Genomic DNA, 18,232 nt, shown 5'->3' on the forward strand with positions numbered 1-18,232 from the left:
CCCCGGGAGGAGCGACATGGTGCACTTGTTCGAGAACCAGTATTGGACCGTCACCTCGGGTGACCTGAGCTGTAGGAGGGACCCCCTGGACCCTCCCGAGCCCGTCGACCGCCCGTCGCAGGGGGCGGTCCCCCTGGTCATCGACCCCACAGACCGCCGCCAGGCCTGGCTGGGTGCCGGGGCGGCGGTCACCGATGCCGCGGCCAGCCTGATCTGGGGGGTGCAGGACCAGGACCAGCGCCACGACCTGCTGGATGACATGTTCAACCCCTCCCGGGCCGGGTTCTCCATGATCCGCATACCCTTGGGCTCCTGTGAACCCTCCTCCCAGCCTTACTACACCTACGATGACATCCCCTACGGGGGGCATGACAGGGGTTTGGAGCACTTCTCCCTGGGGGAGGGGGAGCCTGGAGCCCCCGATGCGACCAGGGATCTGAAGTACATCGTCCCCGTGGTCCAGGAGATCCTGTCGATCAATCCCGGGGTCAAGGTCCTGGCCTCTCCCTGGACGGCCCCAGCCTGGATGAAGAACACAGGCAGGCTGTGCCAGGGCGGGCACCTGCGGTTCGGCGAGTGGACCGGCAACGGGTACGACCCCATCGAGGACTCCTTCGAGGGGGCCTACGCCCGTTACTTCGAGCGCTATATAGACGAGATGGCAGACTTGGGAATCCCGATCTGGGGGGTGACCGTGCAGAACGAGCCCTCCAACGCCGCCCCTTGGCCAGCCATGATGTGGACCCTGGACCAACAGGCCGACTTCGCTCATCGCTTCCTCCGTCCCGTCCTGGACAGGCGGCATCCCCAGGTCAGGATATTCATCAACGACGACTCCGCCCGCTGCATTCCGGACCCGATCGGGCCGGCCGTGGACGGCGGTCGGGCCGCATCCATCGACGGAGTGGCCATCCACACCTACGATGACTCCTACCGACGGATCGCACCGGTCGTCCGGGCGCACCCTGAGTGGGCATATGGGATGACCGAACGCCGTTGTCTCTTGGACGAGGAGCCAGAGGACGCCTCCCACATCATGTCCGGGGTGATAGGCAACTGGCTGGTCCGCCAGGGCGTCGGGTTCATCACCCTGTGGAACCTGGCCCTGGACGAGCGTGGCCTGCCCAATCAGATCGGAGCCGACGGACGGCGGGGCGTGGTCACCATCGACCACGAGAGCGGCCGGGTCAGGCGCAACCTGGAGTACTTCATGCTGAGGGCCTTCGGGCAGGACGTGGAACCTGGCTCCCTGGTCATCGGCTCCGGCAACCACACACCGGACGGATGGAGCGGGTCCTTGGGGTCCGTGGCCTTCCTGGCCCCCGATGGAGCCATCTCCGCCCATATCTACAACCCCACCGGCCACCCCCTGAAGGCGGCCGTGACCGTGAACGGGTGGGGGCCCAGGTGGCAGGAGGCGGTCGTGCCGGCCTGGGGGACGGTGACCATGCATTGCAGCCACAGGGAGATCAACCGTTCCCAGGTTCCGGCCGACGGTGATTTCGAATTGAAACCCATCGGCCGCCGTCTGACCGACGACAGGGCTCCGGGACGGTGAGGGCTTCCGGCCGGTGAGGATCTGCCGGGAACCATCGAACCGCGTACGGATGAAACCTCCGTCGTCGGCCGCCCGGTGGGCCCGCATCCGTATGGCGGCCCCTCCCGGTTGACAGCATGAGGCTGGGCCCAGAGGTCGGGATTCCATGAATGAAGGAGTGAGGGAAGATGGAAGAATTCTGGACCGTCACGTCGGCGGACCTGAGCATGAGACGGCACCGGCTTGATGTCCCGCCGGTGACGGCGGACCCGGGCCCTGCCCTGCCCGTGGTGGTCGACCCCACCCGGCAGTACCAGCTCTGGGAGGGGGCGGGGGCGGCCCTGACCGACTCCAGCGCCTACCTTTTCATGACCGCCATGGACCCCGCCTCCAGGCACCGGATCCTGCAGGAGCTCTTCGACCCCGCCCAGGGGGGCCTGTCCACCCTGCGCATCTCCATGGGGTCCTGCGACTTCTCCAGCCAGGCCTATTATTCCTATGACGATCTGCCGGAAGGGGTTGCGGCCGACGGGGGACTCCAGTTCTTCTCGGTTGGGGAGGGCCGACCCGGGGAGCCGGACGCCACCAGGGACCTCAAGTATGTGGTGCCCGTCCTCCAGGAGATCCTGTCGATCAATCCGGGGGTCAAGATCCTGGCCTCCCCCTGGAGCGCCCCCGCCTGGATGAAGACCAGCGGCCGTCTAACCGGTGCGGGCCGCCTCCGTCTCGGGGAGTATGTGGGCAACGGCTACCGTTACCAGGACACCGTGGACTTCGTCTACGCCCAGTACTTCGTCCGTTTCATCCAGGCCTACAGGGAACTGGGCATCCCCATCGCCGCCGTGACCATGCAGAACGAGCCTTCAAACGCCGCCGGCTGGCCCATGACCATCTGGACCCCGGAGGAGCTGACCAGGTGGGGTGTGGACTATCTCAGACCCGCCCTGGACCGGAGCTGCCCCGATGTTGAGATCTTCTTCGGGGACGACAGCCTGCGCTTCTTCAGCAGGCCCGTCAGCGACTACATGACCCAGGCCGAGTCGACCTGCTTCGCCGGGGCGGCCCTGCATACATATTCGGGTCGTCCCGGGTGGATCTTCAACGCCACCCGGCAGTTCCCGGCCTGGCGGTCGGTCATGACCGAGCGACGCTGCATGCTGGATGAGAGCGTGGATGAGGCCAGCCACGTCATGTTCGGCGAGATAGGTACCGGCCTGGTCAGGCAGGGTCTTGGCGCCATCACCCTGTGGAACCTGGCCCTTGATGAACGTGGCCTGCCCAGCTGGGCAGGGACGAGCGGCCGGCGGGGGGTGATCACCATCGATTCCGGGTCCGGCGGGGTCAGGCGGAACCTGGAGTATTTCATGTTGCGCAACTTCGGCCAGGATGTGCCGGTAGGGTCCAGACGGGTGGCCTCGACCTCATATACCGCCGATGGCAGGAGGGGAGGCCTGGGATCCGTAGCCTTCACGCGGGGTGAGGGGGAGTCAAGCGTCATCCTCTACAACCCGACCGGCAAGCCCACGCGTGCGGCCCTGACCTGGAACGGGATGGGCGCTCGCTGGCAGCAGGTGGAGGTTCCTGCTTATGGGACGGTGACCTGCCACAGGTCGCATGGGGCGATCAACACCTGCGCTGTCCCCGCCGACGACAGTTTCACCGTCTACATGACCTCCCACCCGGCGGATGATCACGATGAGACGTCTTACTGACCAGGGACCCGCCGGAAGCCTGTCCGTGTGTCGGCGAGGTGATATTTTATAGACCAATTGACCCTTACACCACATTTATCTCGGGGATTCATGACACAATGGCGTGGGTAGGGCAGGAATGTCTGTGACTTCGGGAGGTCGAACGGTGAGTGACGAGCAACGGCCGACACAGCAGTGGATGATCAAGGTCAACGGGGTGGAGGAGGTCCGCCTGGACCGGGGCGAGCGCATAGAAATAGGGCGCCGCCCCCTCAGGCCTCTGGCCGACGACGGCCTGCGTCGTCTGGATGTCCCGGACAAGACCAAATCGATGTCCAAACGGCACGCCATATTCACCTTCGCCCAGGATGGGAGCGCGACCCTGCGCGACGTGGGATCCACAAACGGCACCTACGTGGTCCAGGAGGGAGAAGGCCTCATTCGCCTTCCCGCCCAGAGCGACTTCCTCCTGCCCCGTTCGTCCGTCCGCTTCCAATTCGGCGACGTTCCGGTGGACTTCATCAAGATCGAGGTCGAGGCTCCGGAAGGGTCCGGGGACCAGCCCGCACGGCAGGTGCCCGATCTCTTCTCCTATGCGGATGGGGCAGCCGCACCCGTGGAGCCAGATGCCTCGGGGATGTCGGTGGACGACATCCTAGACATGAGGGCCGGGGAACCCACCGGCATTTTCCGCGCCGAGGGGGTGCGGAACCAGATCGGCAATCCTCAGACAGCCGGTTCCGCCGATGCCCCCGCCTCGGCCCCGACCATGGGCGGTGCCGTGACTCCCGGCCCCGGCCTTCAACAAGTCCCGGCCGCTTCACAACCCTCCTCTGCCGGCACCTCCCCATTCGCCGACGTGCCGGTCGCGCAGTCTTCGGTGATTCCACAGGGTCCGGCCGTCGCCCAGGGTCAGGCCGCAACACAGGATTCGTCCGCAACACAAGGTCCATCCGCAGCTCAAGGTCCGGCTTCAGTTCAGGGCACAGCTCCCGTCCAGGGGAGGGAGGGGCTTCAGGGCCGGGATGGCTCACAGGGACGGGCGGTTTCCCCGATTCCTGCGATGGGCCAGGATTCGCCCGCCTACCAAGGGTCCTCCCCTTCGCCGGCCCCCATTTCGGCACAAGGGCCGACGGCCGTACCGCAGGAACAGGGTCAGCCTGGTCCTGTCACCTTCGTGAACCCGTTGGCTTCCCCGGGGCAGGGGGAGACCTCATACCCGGGACAGGGTCCGGTGTCCGGACAGGGTCCCGCAGGCGGGGTGACCGGTCCGGGGGGGACCCCTGACGGACAGCCGCAAGCCCAGGCCAACCCCGTCCAGGTCCGGGATCTTTTCGCCGATGCCCTGGGTGGGGAGGAACCGACTGCTTCCCCCTTGCAAGCCGTTTCCCCGGCACCGACTGCTTCCCAAGCACCGGGCGTTTCCTCTGTGCCGGGCGTCTCGTCTGCACCGGTCGTCTCGTCTGTGCCGGGCGTCTCGTCTGCACCGGGCGTCTCGTCTGCACCGGTCGCCTCCTCTGCGACGACCGCCTCCCATGAACCGGCCGCTTCCTCCCCCCTCCCAGGCCTGTCAGCCGCCCCGGCCGCCGCTTCCTCCGCCCCTGCCTTCAGGTCCCTGGGGGCCGTCGAACTGGACAAGCAGCTCAAGGACCGTGAGGAACTGGCCAGGCAGGGCCGCCAGGCCTCTCAGGAGCAGGGTCGGCAGGCGGCCTATAAGCCGGCCTTTGAACCCGGCTCCGTCTTCGACCGCGTCTCCAGGGGGGAGTTCGAGGCCCATTCCGATGCCATCGAAGTGGAAGGTCTCAGTTCTGACGATGCCAAGAAGACCTCCGACTTCTCCCTGCAGTTCGAGATGGCCCGTCACCGTCCCCTCCTGCCCTTCCTGGCGATGAACCCCTCCCTCTATGATGACCTCTATGCCTGGCTGGCGGCCCAGGGGGACCAGGATATCGATGCAGCGCTTGACAAGAACCAGGGGTATCAGGAATATCTTGAAGCCATGCGGAAGTGAGTGTATGGAATGAACGAGACCGCGGATGATGCAAGCCGTCAGGACCAGGGGAAGGTGATGACCACGGATCAGGAACAGGCGGACGGCAGGACCGTCCAGGAAGCCCCCTCCACGGTCGATGGGGCCCAGGGAACCCATTCCCAGTCCCAGGTCTCCGTGCCCCCCCTGGACCGGATAAGGGCCTGGCGGCAGGAATACCAGACCCAGGCGGGGGTGACCCCCCTGGAGAACATGTCGCAGCTGGCCGCCCGGATGGACCTGACGCACGCCCACCCCTCGGGCATCGCCCAGCTTTTCGCCAGCGGGCAGGTGCACCTGGATGCCCTCTTCAGGGACAACGGGATGCTCAGGGCCGCCCACCGCAGGCTGGAGAGGGTCCTCGACGACCAGGCGGCCAAGCAGCGGACCAGCGGCTGTGCCCAGCTCTCCCTTGTGGTCGGGGTGGCCAGCTGGCACGGCAATTCCATGCCGGTCCTCCTCTACCCGATCCAGATCGACGAGGGGGAGGGGGGTGCCTTCCGCTCATCCATCCGCTTCACCGGCAAGGTGGAACTCAACTCGGCCTTCATCGCGGTCATGCGTGAGCGGGGGATCATGCTCGACCCCGAACAGCTCTTCAACGCCTCCCATTACGGCGGAGGGACCCCCGAGACCTCCACCCTCTTCAAGGACATCAGTGACATCATCACCCCCCACATAGGGGACTTCACCATCGAACGCAAGATCGTGGTCGGGTGCTTCGTCGAACCCTCCGCCCAGATATTGGCGGAGAGCCAGACCATCCTGGACAGGTTGGAACGGGGGTCGACAGGCAACGACTTGCTGGACGCCATGGCCGGTGACGACCAGGCCGCCGTCCGGCTGGCGGGTGGGCAGGTGCCCGAATACAGCCCATTCGACGCTGACCCCCACAGCGAGTTCGAAGTGGGAGATGTCAGCAATGAGGTCCGGTATGCGGCCCAATTGGCCGCTGCCGGTCATTCGGTCCTCATAGACGAGCAGGAGGGGTGCGACAGCGTGGGCGATGCCCTGGCCGTCGTCTCACGCTGCGTGGCGGCCGGCCGGACGGTCCTCTACGTTCCCGGTGTGGTGGAGCAGGAACGCCGCTTCCGTCACAGGCTCAAGGCCTGCGGGATGGACGGGATGTCGCTCGACCTGACCAAGGGAGGGTACGACCAGGAAATCGACGACAGGTTGATACACGCCGTTTCCTCCAAGCCCGGCAACGCCCGCGACCGGTTCAACCAGGTGGCCGACGAGCTGGTCGGGGTCCGTTCCCGGCTGACCAGGTACCTGGGTGACCTGCACGGGGTCGATGGCCAGTGGGGTGTGTCCGCCTATCAGACCATTCAGAACCTGGCTCAGATAGCCAACCTCCCGACCCATCCCGCCACCAGGGTCAGGCTGAGTGCGGCGACGGCCCACGCCCTCCAGGAGGGGATGGAGGGTTGGGGAGACAAGCTTGAGCAGGCGGCCCGTCTGGGTGAATTCAGCATCAGCCCGGGCGACACCCCCTGGTATGGCGCCAGCCTCTTCAGCGACAGCGAGGCCAGCGATGCATACAGCCGCGTGGTCCGCCTCCTTGAACGCCTCCTGCCGGCCACCCGGGAGCAGGTCAAGTCCACGGTCGAGACCTGCGGCTTCCCCGTCCCGGCCACGGCCAGGGACTGGGGCCGGCAGGTGGTCGTTTTGAAGAACCTGAGACGGGTCCTCGACGTCTTCCAACCCACCATCTTCGAGCGCGACATCCCCTCCATGATCGAGGCCACCAAGCCCAAGGCCGTACGCAAGGCGGAGGGGACATCCCTGGGGTTCTGGGAGCGCCGCCGCCTGGTCAAGGAGGCCAAGAGCCTGATCAGGGTGGGGGCCCAGGTGCCGGACCTGCACGATGCCCTGATCGTCGTCTCCAAGCAGGCCGAGCAGTGGAGGGCCTTCGTCCCCCATGGCGGTTGGCCCGTCCTGCCCAACAAGCTGGATGACATCATCGACACCCAGGAGGCCCTCATGCGTGACATGACCTCCCTGGACACGGTCCTGGCAACGACCCCCAGCGGGGGCGACCTCGAGGTCATGGATTTCAATGAGGTCGAGAAGCGGCTCAAGACCCTCTTCGACGACCGCACGGCCCTGGAGAGCCTCCCTGCCCGCTGCCGTCTCGAGCGTGAGTTCAAGGGGGTCGGCCTCCAGGAGTTCATCCAGGACCTCGGCAACAGGCATGTGGTCGAAAACGGGGTGAGAGGTGAGTTGAGCCTGGCCTGGTGGACCACCGTCTTCGACGACATCATGCACTCCTCGCGAATCATCTCCAACCAGGACGGTTCGGCCCTCTCCAGTGCCTCCGACCGCTTCTGCCAGGTGGATTCCCAACATGTGGAGACCGTCGGCCCCATGGTCGGGCAGGAAGTGGAGAAGCGACTGTCGGACCACCTTTTCGCCCACACGCAGGAGGCCAACCAGCTGCATACCTCCCTGGCCAGCCACACGATGACCTCCCTGAACGAGATTCGTCAGGCCCATCCCGGAATCATGGCGGCAGCCATTCCGATCCTGATGGCCACTCCGGCCACCCTGGCCTCCCGGACAGAGCCAGGCCTCCTGGCGGACACCGCCATCATCGATGCCGGAGCCCACATGCCCTCCATACAGATTCTCACCATTGCGGCCAGGGCCCGCCGGGCTGTGGTGATCGGCCATCGCAGGACCATGACCTCCGATGGTCTGATCAGGCTCTCCGACCTCCTGGTCCAGGTGAAGGCCCCTGCCAGGCCCCTGCGCAGGTCCAACCGACTGGCCGGTTTCCTCTCCGAGAACGGATACGGGTCGGTGCCCACCCGGGTGATCAACGAGAAGGCGGCCGGCAGCGTCACCTACACCAGGGTGGATGGGACAGGTGTGCCCGTCCTCTCGACCGGCCTGGTGGAATCCAGCCAGCAGGAGATCGAGGCCGTTGTCACCGTCATCCGCAAGCGGGCGGCCTCTTTCACGATCGTTCCGGCCTCCTACATGCTGACGGTGATCACCCTTTCCCCGATCCACCGGGCCCGTTTGGGAGCGGAACTGAAGTCGTGCGCCTCCAAGGACCGCAACTTCGGAGCCTTCCTGCGCCATGTGCGGATCATCGGCATCGACGAGGTCTGCGGGGCCCGGGCCACTGATGCCATCCTCACCCTAGGCTTCGCCAAGACGGCCCATGGCCGGCTCCTCCAACAGTTCGGAGAGCTGGAGGGCGAAGGCGGCCGTGGCATGCTCCTTGATGCCCTGGCCCTGCCGGAGCGGAACCTGGACATCATCTCGACCTTCGGCTCGGCCGACCTGGAGGACTCCCGCCTCCACCAGCCCGGTCCCCGCCTCCTCAAGGAGATGCTGGTGTGGGCCGAGCACGTTGGGGCCGAGGTGGTCACGCCCGGCCCCGGCAGCCATGCCAACGTCCTCTTCGACGACCTCGCCAACCGCCTGCGTGCGCGTGGCCTGGATGCGGCAGTGGATTACGGGTACGCCGAAGGCGACCGGATCCCCATGGTCGTCGGACTGCATGGCAAGCCCTATGCCCTGGCCATCCTGACCGACGACTCCCGCTTCATGCACACCCAGTCCACCCGCCTGCGCCACCGCTTCATAGCGGAGGACCTGCGGAACCTGGGCTGGTCGGTCATGACCGTCTGGAGCGTCTCCGCCTTCGTCAACCCGGACAAGGAGACCGATCGGATAGTCGCCCGCCTGGCCGACATGTACGGGCAGACGCGATGACGGCAGTGGAACCGGGCCAGAGCGAGGACAGGTCGGACCGTCCCCCTCGTCCTACTCGTCCCCGCCGTCACCGGCGGGTTGTCCGGCACGGCAGGGAACGGTTCGATGTTGATGGGGTCCTGGAAGATCCTGAAGACAGGACCACCCGGGAGGACCGTCTCAGTGAAGACGACCGCCGCATACTGGGGGAGTTGCCGCCCCATTGGGGCCTTTTCCCGGCTGAGCGCGACCGGTGAGACCGTTCTGTCCCCTCCCTCATACGACGGCCCTTCCGCATACCCAGCCGGTCCTTTCCCGGTAAGGGGTCCGTTTCTTATGCGACTGCCGCCAGGAGGGGCCGGTCCCCCTCAGCCATGCCGACGGACCCCTGCATACGGTCGTCTGCCGTTCCCGGTCAGCGGTTTTCGGATTGGGGGAGGCTGGCGTGCTCCGCTGTGGGTTCGGCGCTGCTGGCTTGGTGGATGTCGTCGGCAATGGACTTGAGCACCTGCAGGGTCTGCTCCTCGGTGGAGGGGCCGGCTGGGGGTTGGTCCTTGGCACCGGACATGGTCTTGCCCAGGTCGCGCAACTTGTTGATGGGCAGGATGACGCAGAAGTATATGGCCGCCGCCACCAGGATGAAGTTGATCAGGGCGGTGAGGATGGCGCCGAATGAGATGGTTGCGTTCCTGTAGGTGATCGTCATCAGGTTGGACAGGTCTGGCTTGCCGAAAAGCATGGCCACCAGGGGGCTGATCAGGTTCTTGACCAGTGAGTTGACCACGTCGCTCACCGCCGCGCCCATGACCACGCCGACTGCCATGTCGACCATGGACCCCCTGGCGATGAACTTCTTGAACCCGCCGAAGGGCCCCCTGTCGCTCGCCTGTGAAATCCTGTGCGCGGTCTGCAGCGCCTCGCTGGCTGCCTTGTCCTTGACTGAATTGACTGAAGCCATGTCGGCCCTCTTTTCTTTGCGATCCCCGTCGAAGGCGTGACCCTTGTAAAGGCTGTGGCCTTTTCCTCCATTATCGGGCACGTTCCCGCCCTGCCGGCGCTTTCCGGCCAGGGGGTGTCGGGGGAGGGGGAGGTGAGGGTGGGAGTCAGTCGGGCGCCGGCCCCGTAGCCGCCTCGACCTTGACTGCAATCACAGGTTGGGAGGAGCCTACGGATAGGGCCCGAAGGGCCTCGTCAGGGGAGAGGGCGAAACCGGTGACCTGGTCCTGATCGGGCGCACCCTCCCTGCCGGATGACTTCCGGCCGATGTCCGTTTGCTGCCTGGTCCCGTTTTCGGGCAGGGTGAGGGTCAGCGCTCGTTCGGCGATGGTGCACCGCCCACCCGGCTGTTCGGGTGGATCACGGCTGCTGTTCTGACGGGCTTGGCTGGCAGTGCCGCAATCCACCGGGGCCACCAGCTCCACCCTGTCTCCCGGTTCCAGGGCCTGCGGGTCGCTGGCCAGGATGAGGCCCACCTGCGTGGTCCCCTCGGGCAGGGCCGGCATCCGGGTGAGCATGGACAGGACCAGGGGGTCACCCTGACTGATGGGTACGCGGGCGATGCGTCCCGCCACCTGGGACTTGTCGGAAGCCAGACCCTTGAATTCAACGGAGGAGGGCAGGGAACGGACATGGACCATGTCGGCCGTGATGTATTGTCCGCGGCGAATGCCCCGTGACGCAACGACCACGTCCAGCCTGCCCCCCATCTGTCCAAGGGGTTGGAGGAGGAGGAAGATCGCCAGGGCCAGGAAGACCCCTGCCAGGATCCTCCGCAGGGAATGGGCGTTACGGCGGCGGGACAGACCCTTCTTCCCCGCGCCATGTGGCCGCGGGGCGCGGCCCTTCATCATATGGAAACCTGTCATGCCATCATGGTGGCCTCAAACCGGTTCTTCGGTCCCCGCGACCGGGTGATGTGGTCAAACATGGGAACGGCTCGCTGGCTGTGCAGAATGGGCCGGCAGCGGAGGGGGAAGGTGCGGCTATGGATGTGCCCGGGGACACCAGTCCTCCGGGCGCATGACTTGAGTCGTCTGTCGGTCCCGATCGACGAAGGACGACGAATCGGTGAAGGGGCTTCGGATATCCGCCCCGGGTTTGATGGGCGGGACTTATGTGCAGGACCTTATGAGCAGGACCTTATGGTCGGGAACTCAGCTGTGGAATCCGGTGACCGGGCGGTCCAGGGGCTGTGGTCCGTTCACTTGCCCGAGCCGGATGAAGACGAGGATGAAGACGAACCGGCACCATCGGTGCGGTAAAAACCATGCCCCTTGAATTCGATGGGTACGGCCGAATATACCTTGCGGACCTCTTCCTGCCCGCACCGTGGGCACACCGTGATGGGGGCGTCGTCAAACGACTGCTCCTGTGTGAAATCGTATCCGCAGTTCTTGCAACGATAGTGGTAGGTTGGCACCGTTCTCCTCTTCCCTCCGCGTGTCCGACTGGTCGACTTGGGTTAGGTCAACATTCTCATATCCTAGCGGCACTGAGGACCGCGCCTTGCCGGACGTACCCCCTGCCGACCCTATTATGACCCCACGTCGGTCCTTCGCGCCCTTCCTGCGGCTGTGAGCGTGAAGGAGGAGGGGGTGGCAATCGCGTCGACGGGCAGGTCGTGGGCCTCCCTGGGCAGGTTGCAGCTGACCGCCTCCTCCTCCCAGCAGATTCCGACGGCAAGGCTGTTCGGCCCGCGGTGCAGGAGGGCCCGGTCATACCAGCCGCCGCCCCTGCCCAGTCGGTACCCGCAGGGGTCGATGGCCAGGGCCGGGACCAGGATCAGCCCTGCGGATTCCAGGCTCTGCGCCCCAAGGGTAGGGCCGGCCGGCTCCTTCGGCCTCCATCCGCCAGGGCTGTGCATGTCGTTGAGGTCCTCCGGGGATTTCATCAATCCCCAACCGACCTGCCCGCCCGATCCCATTTTCGGGACCATGACCCTCCCTCCCCGGGAGAAGACGGAGGTCAGACAGGCCTGCATGGATATCTCACCAGGAAGGGAACAGAAGAGGGCCACGGTCGGCCCCTCACCGCCCCGGGCGCTGCCCCGGTCTTCAGGGGCCATCAGACACCGAAGGCGGTCGGCAAGGTCCCGTCCGGCCCGGGCGCACCGGGCGGGATCCATCATCGACCGCCTCTTCAAGGCGGCCGAGCGTAGCTCACCCTTCCTGCCCGTCTTGTCGCTCAAGGACTCTTCTTCCCCGCCTGCAAGGCCCATGACACACACCTGTCCCTCTTGGATTCCAGACCCCTGTTACCCTAGGGCAGTTCTACCAGAATCGCCCTCCATGCCTGAGGGCCGGCCTGTTCGCATGCTCTTTCCGGCCCGTCCCTGCCTCTTCCCAACAATCAGTGAGCCAATGGAGAACGAAGACGGTCTTTTGGTGAGAACATGAGGGTATGTCCGTATTGCACACCCTGAGAGAGGCCTGCCTGGGCCAGCTTCCCTCACGCAGCCACCCGCATGCCCTCAGGCTTCCGGCCCGGCTTTCACCGCCGGCAGGGCACGGTGATTTCGCCATCAGGCCCATCCGGGAGGATGACCAGGAGGAGTGGAACGAGGTCCGCTGGCGGAACAGGCAGTGGCTCTCCCCCTGGGATTCCGGTGACCCCATGCAGGGGCCGGGCATGACTTACTCCCAATGGATGGCAAGCCAGGAACGTGACCGTCAGGATGGGGCTTCAGCCGTCTTCCTGATGGAGTTCCAGTCCGCCATCGTGGGGCAGATCTCCCTGGGTGCCATCTGTTACGGGTCCATGAGGACGGCCACGGTCGGATACTGGGTCGACAGGGATCACATAGGCCACGACTTCGCCCCCCTGGCCCTCACCCTCCTGTCGGAGTGGGCCCTGAAGGATCCGAACGGACCCAGGCTCCACCGGATCGAGGTCGCCATCATCCCGGACAACCAACGCTCCCTGAGAGTGGCCGAAAAAGTGGGGATGAAGGCCGAAGGCCTCCGCCGGCGCTATATGTATGTCAACGGGGACTGGAGGGACCACCTGACCTTCTCACTTCTGGCCGAGGAGTTCGATCCGGCTGCGGTTTACCCCCGCCTGTGACGGGACCCCCGGCGTGGACGGCTGCCCCCAGGCGTGGACGGCCGCTTCCCGGCATGAGCCCAGGTTGCGGCAGGGGGAGGTCAAACGGATATAAGAGATTGGACGGTCCATGGTCTGTCAATCATCTGAGACACACCCGTGTGGCCTTCCCTTTCGGGCATGGCCTCATCTATCGTAGGCAGTATGGATTATGAGTCGCTGGGCAGCATCCTCGTGGTGGTGATCGCGGCGATTCTGATCGTGGCCTGGATGCCGGTGAAGACGCTGAAGGGCATGAGACGTGCCTCCGAGCACCGACAGGACCGCCTGTCCACCTCCCTCCACCTGGTGGGAAGGGAAGATGGGCGAAGGTTCGGCGATGCCGGGTCACCACTGGTGAAAGGGTTGGTCATGCAGCACAAGCAGCAGGACAGTGCCTCACGACGCGAAGCGGAGCGGGTCAGGCGGATCCGGCAGCTCCGTCGGCAGGCCGCCCGTCGGCGTAGTCTCTTGGTCCTCTCCCTCCTATTGGTGACTGCCCTTGTAGCCGGGCTCTCCTTCGTCTTCCGTTACAGTCTCCTTTATTGCCTCATCCCCCTGGCCCTGGCCGTGGTGGTCCTGGGATTCGGGGTGCACGCCTCGGCCCAGGCGAGGGCCTGGGAGGATCGTCTGGCCCGTCGGAGGTCGGCCAGGGAACCGGGCGGGCCAAGCCACGTCCACCAGGCCCACCCCGTGTCCGGCAAGGCCGGGCAGGGTCGGCCCGGCCCGGCAGCCGCCCCTTCGCCTCGTGACGTCCACAGGGAGCAGACATCGGATGAGTCGGCCACGGGGGTGATGGACGAGGGGGAGATCCGCAAGGCCCTCACCCGGTCCAAGACCGAGCAGATGGCCGCCCTCAAAGCCCGCCAGGCCCGCCAGGCCAAGGCCGTCCGGAAGGATGAAGCGGGTTCCGACAGGGACGGAAGGTCGCAGGGAGCGGCCGAGCGCACGCGGGCGGCGGCCGACCCGGCAGGCCTGGCTGCCGACCTGTCTGCCTCACAGTCGACTTCGTCGCAATCACAACCGGCGCAGACTTCCCCAATCGGGAAGGAGGAGGCTTCCGGGGCCGACCCCGTCGATGATGAGACCTACGAACTTGCCCGGATCAGCCCGTCTCCCGCCCTGGACGCCTTCGAGATGGCGGCCTCCCAGGACCTCATCTCCTTCTCCTTGGGCCCGGCCTCCGACAGGTCGTCCTCCCAGGCGGAGGGGCCGCAGAGCCGTGAGATCAAGTCCACCCGTCAGGTGGCCCAGGCCAGGCCCGTCGATGACGGGCGAGGGGAAGAGGGCCCTGCGGACACAGACGGGCAGGGGGACTCCGAGCGGGCCGGGAGCCCGGACGGGAAGGACCGACCGGCGGACTTCCACCGCAGGGAGGTCGAGGCCGAGGTCGAGGCCCCCGAAGGCAGCGACGACTCCCTGTCGATAGGGGTCGAGGCCATCCTGGCCCGTCGTGGTGCGACGGGCCGTCACTGACCCCAACCGGACCTGTCGCCAGTCCCCGCCGGCCTCGCAATCAGATACCTGTAGAGCCCTCGGGCAATGAGGCAGTTCACTCAAGGCGTTAGCACTCAAGTTGGCAGAGTGCTAATTCCGCGCTACCATATGTGATAGCGCGAAGGAATGCGTGGTGAGTGTTCGTCAGCCTCTCATCGACGTTCCGGCGTGGGTTCATTGGCTGTTCTCACAGATGTAGGGAGGTCCACAGTGTCGATTTCACTCACACCGTTGGAAGATAAGATCGTCATCAAGCAGGCTCCGGCGGAGACCAAGACCGCATCGGGCCTTGTCATTCCGGACACCGCCAAGGAGAAGCCGCAGCAGGGCGAGGTCCTGGCCGTGGGGCCGGGCCGTCGCGATGACAAGGGCGAGCGCATCCCCATGGATATCACCGTGGGCGACAAGGTTCTGTACTCCAAGTACGGCGGCACCGAGATCAACTACGAGGGCGAGGATTACCTGATCGTCTCCGCACGCGACGTGCTGGCCATCCTTAAGTAAGGGGTCGCCGCCTGCGACCAGGCGGACGGTCTGCCCGGGCCTGGTCCGGGCTGCCTGACCGGGTCCCTGTCGGTCTTCCTCGGGAAGACCGACAGGGATTTTCGTATGTCGGGGCCCATCCGGCGGAATATCAGCCCCGCCGCCCCCATCCCTGGCTTACTATGGGTGCCATGGCATACAGACACCGCGAGGGCATCGACTCCCTCCCCTCCTACAAGCAGGGCAAGCCCGCCCCGGCCGGCGCCCGGGTTCCCTCCTACAAGATATCCAGCAATGAGAATCCTTATCCACCTCTTGAAAGCGTCCGTTCCCGTGTGGCCGATCAGGCCCTGACCCGGATGAACCGTTACCCGGACATGAGGGGGACGCGGGTGGTGGAGCGTCTGGCCGCCCTTCACGGGGTGGAGCCGGACAACATACAGTTGGGCTGCGGGTCGACCGAGGTGATAACCCAGCTGGTCGACCTGGTTGCAGGTCCGGGGGACGAGGTGGTCTATCCCTGGAGGAGTTTCGAGGCCTATCCGATCATCGTCGCCTGTGCCGGCGCTGCCAGCGTGCAGGTGCCCCTGACCGGCGAGGGCCGGCATGACATCGATGCCATGACCGCAGCCGTCAATGACCGTACCCGCCTGGTCATCGTCAACAATCCCAACAACCCGACGGCCACCCCGGTCTCCCGGGGGGAGGCGGACCGCCTGGTCCGGGCCCTGCCTGCCGATGTCCTCATCCTTTTCGACGAGGCCTATGTGCAGTTCAACGACAGTCCTGACAGGGCCGAGGGCATGGACTTCTTCCCCGACCACCCCAATGTGGTCGTGGCCCGGACCTTCTCCAAGGCTTACGGTCTGGCTGGCCTGCGCATCGGTTACGCCGTCGCGGCGCCCGAAGTGGTCGAGGGCCTGGGCAAGGTGGCCCTCCCCTTCGGGGTGACGGATGTGGCCCAGGTCGCCGCCTTGGCCAGCCTGGATGCCCAGGAGGAGCTGGACGGCAGGGTGAAGGCCATTCTGGGGGAGAGGGCCAGGGTCCTCGATGCCCTCAGGGGGCAGGGGTGGCGATTGCCCGAATCCAGAGCCAACTTCTTCTGGCTCCCCCTCGGGGAGGGGACCCGGGCGGCGGCCGACCGCTTCGCCGCCTCCGGCCTGTCGGTCAGGGCCTTCCCCGGTGAGGGGATCAGGGTCACCATCGGCGAGGGTGAGGCCAACGACCGGGTGATCGAAATCTGCCGGGAACTGGCCCGGTAGCCCCATTCCCTCCAGGGTGCGGTGAAGCGGGGTTCCCCCTTTTCTCTGTCTGCATTCTCACACTGTCGGCGTGCCCTTTCCAAAACCCTTGTGCCCCGTTCCCGATTACTATATATTGTGGTCTGTCAATTATGAATCACAATATTTAGTAGTTCGGGAATTGAGGTAGGGATGTCCGCCAACCAAGAGTCAGCGTCGACGACCCCGGGTCCCGGGCAGGGGCGGACCTCGGCCAGATGCCTGCCGGTCGGGGAAGGCTGCGGGACCCCGAATGGGGCGGCCGCCTGCAGGGTGGTCTATTTTTCCAGCGTCTCGCAGAACACCAAACGTTTCGTGGACTCCCTGGGGTTCGATGCCATCCGTCTCCCCCTGTATGAGCGCAGGGAGCCCATGCCGGTCATGGACGGCCCCTACGTCCTGATCGTGCCCACCTACGGGGGCGGGTCCCCCAAGGGGGCGGTGCCCAAACAGGTGATTCACTTCCTGAACATACCGGACAACCGCAGCTGGATCAGGGGGGTCATCAGCTCGGGCAACAGGAATTTCGGCCAGGCCTTCTGCAAGGCGGGCCCGATCATCGCGGAGAAATGCGGGGTCCCCGAGCTGTACAGGTTCGAGCTCCTGGGAACCCGGGAGGACAGGGCCGCCGTGCGTGCGATTCTGACCCGAGAGGGTTGCCGGTCCGGTTATCAAGGCGATGCAGCAGGGGCCGGCGGTTTCACGCAGGCGCCAGAACAAGGAGATTGAGCATATGAGTGACATTGAGCAGGACGGGAGCAGCCGGGGTCCGGTGTATGCCGACGACGCGATGATGGAGGCCTCCATCACCCCTCCCCAGTACCGCGTCGACCCCGGTGGAAGGATCAGGCCGGTCAACTGGAACAGGATCGTCGACGAGAAGGACCTTGAGGTCTGGAACCGACTTGTGTCCAACTTCTGGCTGCCCGAGAAGGTCCCCCTTTCCAATGACATCCCCTCTTGGAACACATTGAGCGACCATGAGCGCCAGACCACCGTCCGGGTCTTCACCGGCCTTACCATGCTGGACACCACCCAGGCCACGATCGGCGAACTGGTCCAGATCGACCATGCCCGCACCGAGCAGGAGCAGGCCATCTACACGAACATAGCCTTCATGCAGTCGGTCCATGCCCGCTCCTACTCATCGGTCTTCTCGACCCTGTGCTCCAGTGAGGAGATCGACAAGGCCTATCGGTGGGCCGTGGCCAACGACGTCCTTCAGGAGAGGGTCCACACCGTCCTGCACGAGTATGTAAGCGAGGACCCCCTCAAACGCAAGGTGGCCTCCACCATGCTTTCCTCTCTCATGCTTTATGCGGGCTTCTACCTCCCCCTCTACTTCTCCAGCAGGGCCAAGCTCATGAACACGGCCGACATGATCCGCCTGATCCTGCGCGACAAGGCCATCCATGGCTATTACTCCGGCTATAAGTACCAGAAGGGGCTGGAGGACAGGACGGAAAGCGACAGGGCCATGTTGGAGAAGTTCACCGGCGACCTCCTCGACCGGCTCTATCAGCTGGAGATGGTCTACTCCGGCCAGATATATGAGGGCTTCCCCTTCGTGGACGATGTCTTCGCCTTCGTCCGTTACAATGCCAACAAGGCCCTGATGAACCTGGGATATCCGGCCCGTTTCTCCGCAGGGGAGACGGATGTCAGCTCGGAGATCCTCGCGGCCCTTTCCCCGGCCGCCAACGAAAACCACGACTTCTTCTCCGGATCGGGATCCTCCTATGTGATGGGGCATTCCGAGACCACGGACGACGACGACTGGGACTTCTGAGGCCGGGTGGGCCGCCGGCCCCCGGGTCCGGGATTCCCTGTGAGATTGAGCACATAAAACACTACATATGGTCACTGTTTTTTCCTTGAATGCCATATATAGTGGTTCAGGCTTTACCGGCAGGTCGCCGGATGGCGG

General features: G+C 65.2%; 15 protein-coding genes. 11 read left to right on the top strand and 4 right to left on the bottom strand.

All coding sequences use genetic code 11. The features are described from left to right. Positions 1-16: 16 nt before the first annotated feature. The 5 genes from V6584_RS01510 (at position 17) to V6584_RS01530 (ending at position 9,222) form a co-directional block, all read left to right on the top strand. Positions 17-1,558, top strand: a complete 1,542-nt coding sequence (locus tag V6584_RS01510; protein ID WP_340468682.1) for a glycoside hydrolase family 30 protein — start codon at positions 17-19, stop codon at positions 1,556-1,558. A 167-nt stretch (positions 1,559-1,725) separates the two neighbouring features. Then, positions 1,726-3,249: a glycoside hydrolase family 30 protein gene (locus V6584_RS01515; protein ID WP_340468683.1), complete on the top strand. Its 1,524-nt coding sequence runs from the start codon at positions 1,726-1,728 to the stop codon at positions 3,247-3,249. 145 nt (positions 3,250-3,394) lie between these two features. After that, positions 3,395-5,239, top strand: a complete 1,845-nt coding sequence (locus V6584_RS01520) for a variant leucine-rich repeat-containing protein (RefSeq protein WP_340468684.1) — start codon at positions 3,395-3,397, stop codon at positions 5,237-5,239. Between the two features lie 9 nt (positions 5,240-5,248). Then, complete coding sequence (locus V6584_RS01525) at positions 5,249-8,986, top strand: helicase (RefSeq protein WP_340486130.1); 3,738 nt, start codon at positions 5,249-5,251, stop codon at positions 8,984-8,986. Continuing rightward, the gene (locus tag V6584_RS01530; protein ID WP_340468686.1) at positions 8,983-9,222 is read left to right on the top strand and encodes a hypothetical protein; all 240 of its coding nucleotides are present in this window, start codon (positions 8,983-8,985) and stop codon (positions 9,220-9,222) included. Before V6584_RS01525 ends, V6584_RS01530 begins: the two co-directional genes overlap by 4 nt. A gap of 158 nt (positions 9,223-9,380) precedes the next feature. Here the strand turns inward: V6584_RS01530 and mscL are convergent, their stop codons facing one another. The 4 genes from mscL to V6584_RS01550 form a co-directional block, all read right to left on the bottom strand. Next, positions 9,381-9,923, bottom strand: a complete 543-nt coding sequence (gene mscL, locus V6584_RS01535) for a large conductance mechanosensitive channel protein MscL (protein ID WP_340468687.1) — start codon at positions 9,921-9,923, stop codon at positions 9,381-9,383. Between the two features lie 145 nt (positions 9,924-10,068). After that, complete coding sequence (locus tag V6584_RS01540) at positions 10,069-10,830, bottom strand: SAF domain-containing protein (RefSeq protein WP_340486131.1); 762 nt, start codon at positions 10,828-10,830, stop codon at positions 10,069-10,071. 335 nt (positions 10,831-11,165) lie between these two features. Continuing rightward, positions 11,166-11,384, bottom strand: a complete 219-nt coding sequence (locus tag V6584_RS01545) for an FmdB family zinc ribbon protein (protein ID WP_340468689.1) — start codon at positions 11,382-11,384, stop codon at positions 11,166-11,168. A gap of 114 nt (positions 11,385-11,498) precedes the next feature. Then, complete coding sequence (locus tag V6584_RS01550) at positions 11,499-12,152, bottom strand: 5-formyltetrahydrofolate cyclo-ligase (protein ID WP_340468690.1); 654 nt, start codon at positions 12,150-12,152, stop codon at positions 11,499-11,501. Between the two features lie 212 nt (positions 12,153-12,364). Here V6584_RS01550 and V6584_RS01555 point away from each other — a divergent pair, with 212 nt between their 5' ends. The 6 genes from V6584_RS01555 (at position 12,365) to nrdF (ending at position 18,094) form a co-directional block, all read left to right on the top strand. Continuing rightward, a complete protein-coding gene (locus tag V6584_RS01555; RefSeq protein WP_340468691.1) occupies positions 12,365-13,027 on the top strand; it encodes a GNAT family N-acetyltransferase in 663 nt (220 codons plus the stop codon). Positions 13,028-13,210: 183 nt separating this feature from the next. Then, entirely contained in the window at positions 13,211-14,521 is a 1,311-nt protein-coding gene (locus V6584_RS01560) for a hypothetical protein (protein WP_340468692.1), read from the top strand. A 231-nt stretch (positions 14,522-14,752) separates the two neighbouring features. Next, the gene (groES, locus tag V6584_RS01565) at positions 14,753-15,046 is read left to right on the top strand and encodes a co-chaperone GroES (protein ID WP_340468693.1); all 294 of its coding nucleotides are present in this window, start codon (positions 14,753-14,755) and stop codon (positions 15,044-15,046) included. A 170-nt stretch (positions 15,047-15,216) separates the two neighbouring features. Then, positions 15,217-16,287 carry a histidinol-phosphate transaminase gene (locus tag V6584_RS01570; protein WP_340468694.1) on the top strand — a complete coding sequence of 357 codons (1,071 nt, stop codon included), beginning with the start codon at positions 15,217-15,219 and terminating at the stop codon, positions 16,285-16,287. 171 nt (positions 16,288-16,458) lie between these two features. Further along, positions 16,459-17,034, top strand: coding sequence for a class Ib ribonucleoside-diphosphate reductase assembly flavoprotein NrdI (nrdI, locus tag V6584_RS01575; protein WP_404802581.1), 576 nt, complete (start codon positions 16,459-16,461; stop codon positions 17,032-17,034). A gap of 64 nt (positions 17,035-17,098) precedes the next feature. Next, positions 17,099-18,094 carry a class 1b ribonucleoside-diphosphate reductase subunit beta gene (nrdF, locus tag V6584_RS01580; protein WP_404802616.1) on the top strand — a complete coding sequence of 332 codons (996 nt, stop codon included), beginning with the start codon at positions 17,099-17,101 and terminating at the stop codon, positions 18,092-18,094. The last annotated feature ends 138 nt before the right edge of the window (positions 18,095-18,232 follow it).

Origin of the sequence: Bifidobacterium favimelis (genome assembly GCF_037963085.1) — a bacterium.
GTDB classification, from domain to species: Bacteria; Actinomycetota; Actinomycetes; order Actinomycetales; family Bifidobacteriaceae; genus Bombiscardovia; species Bombiscardovia favimelis.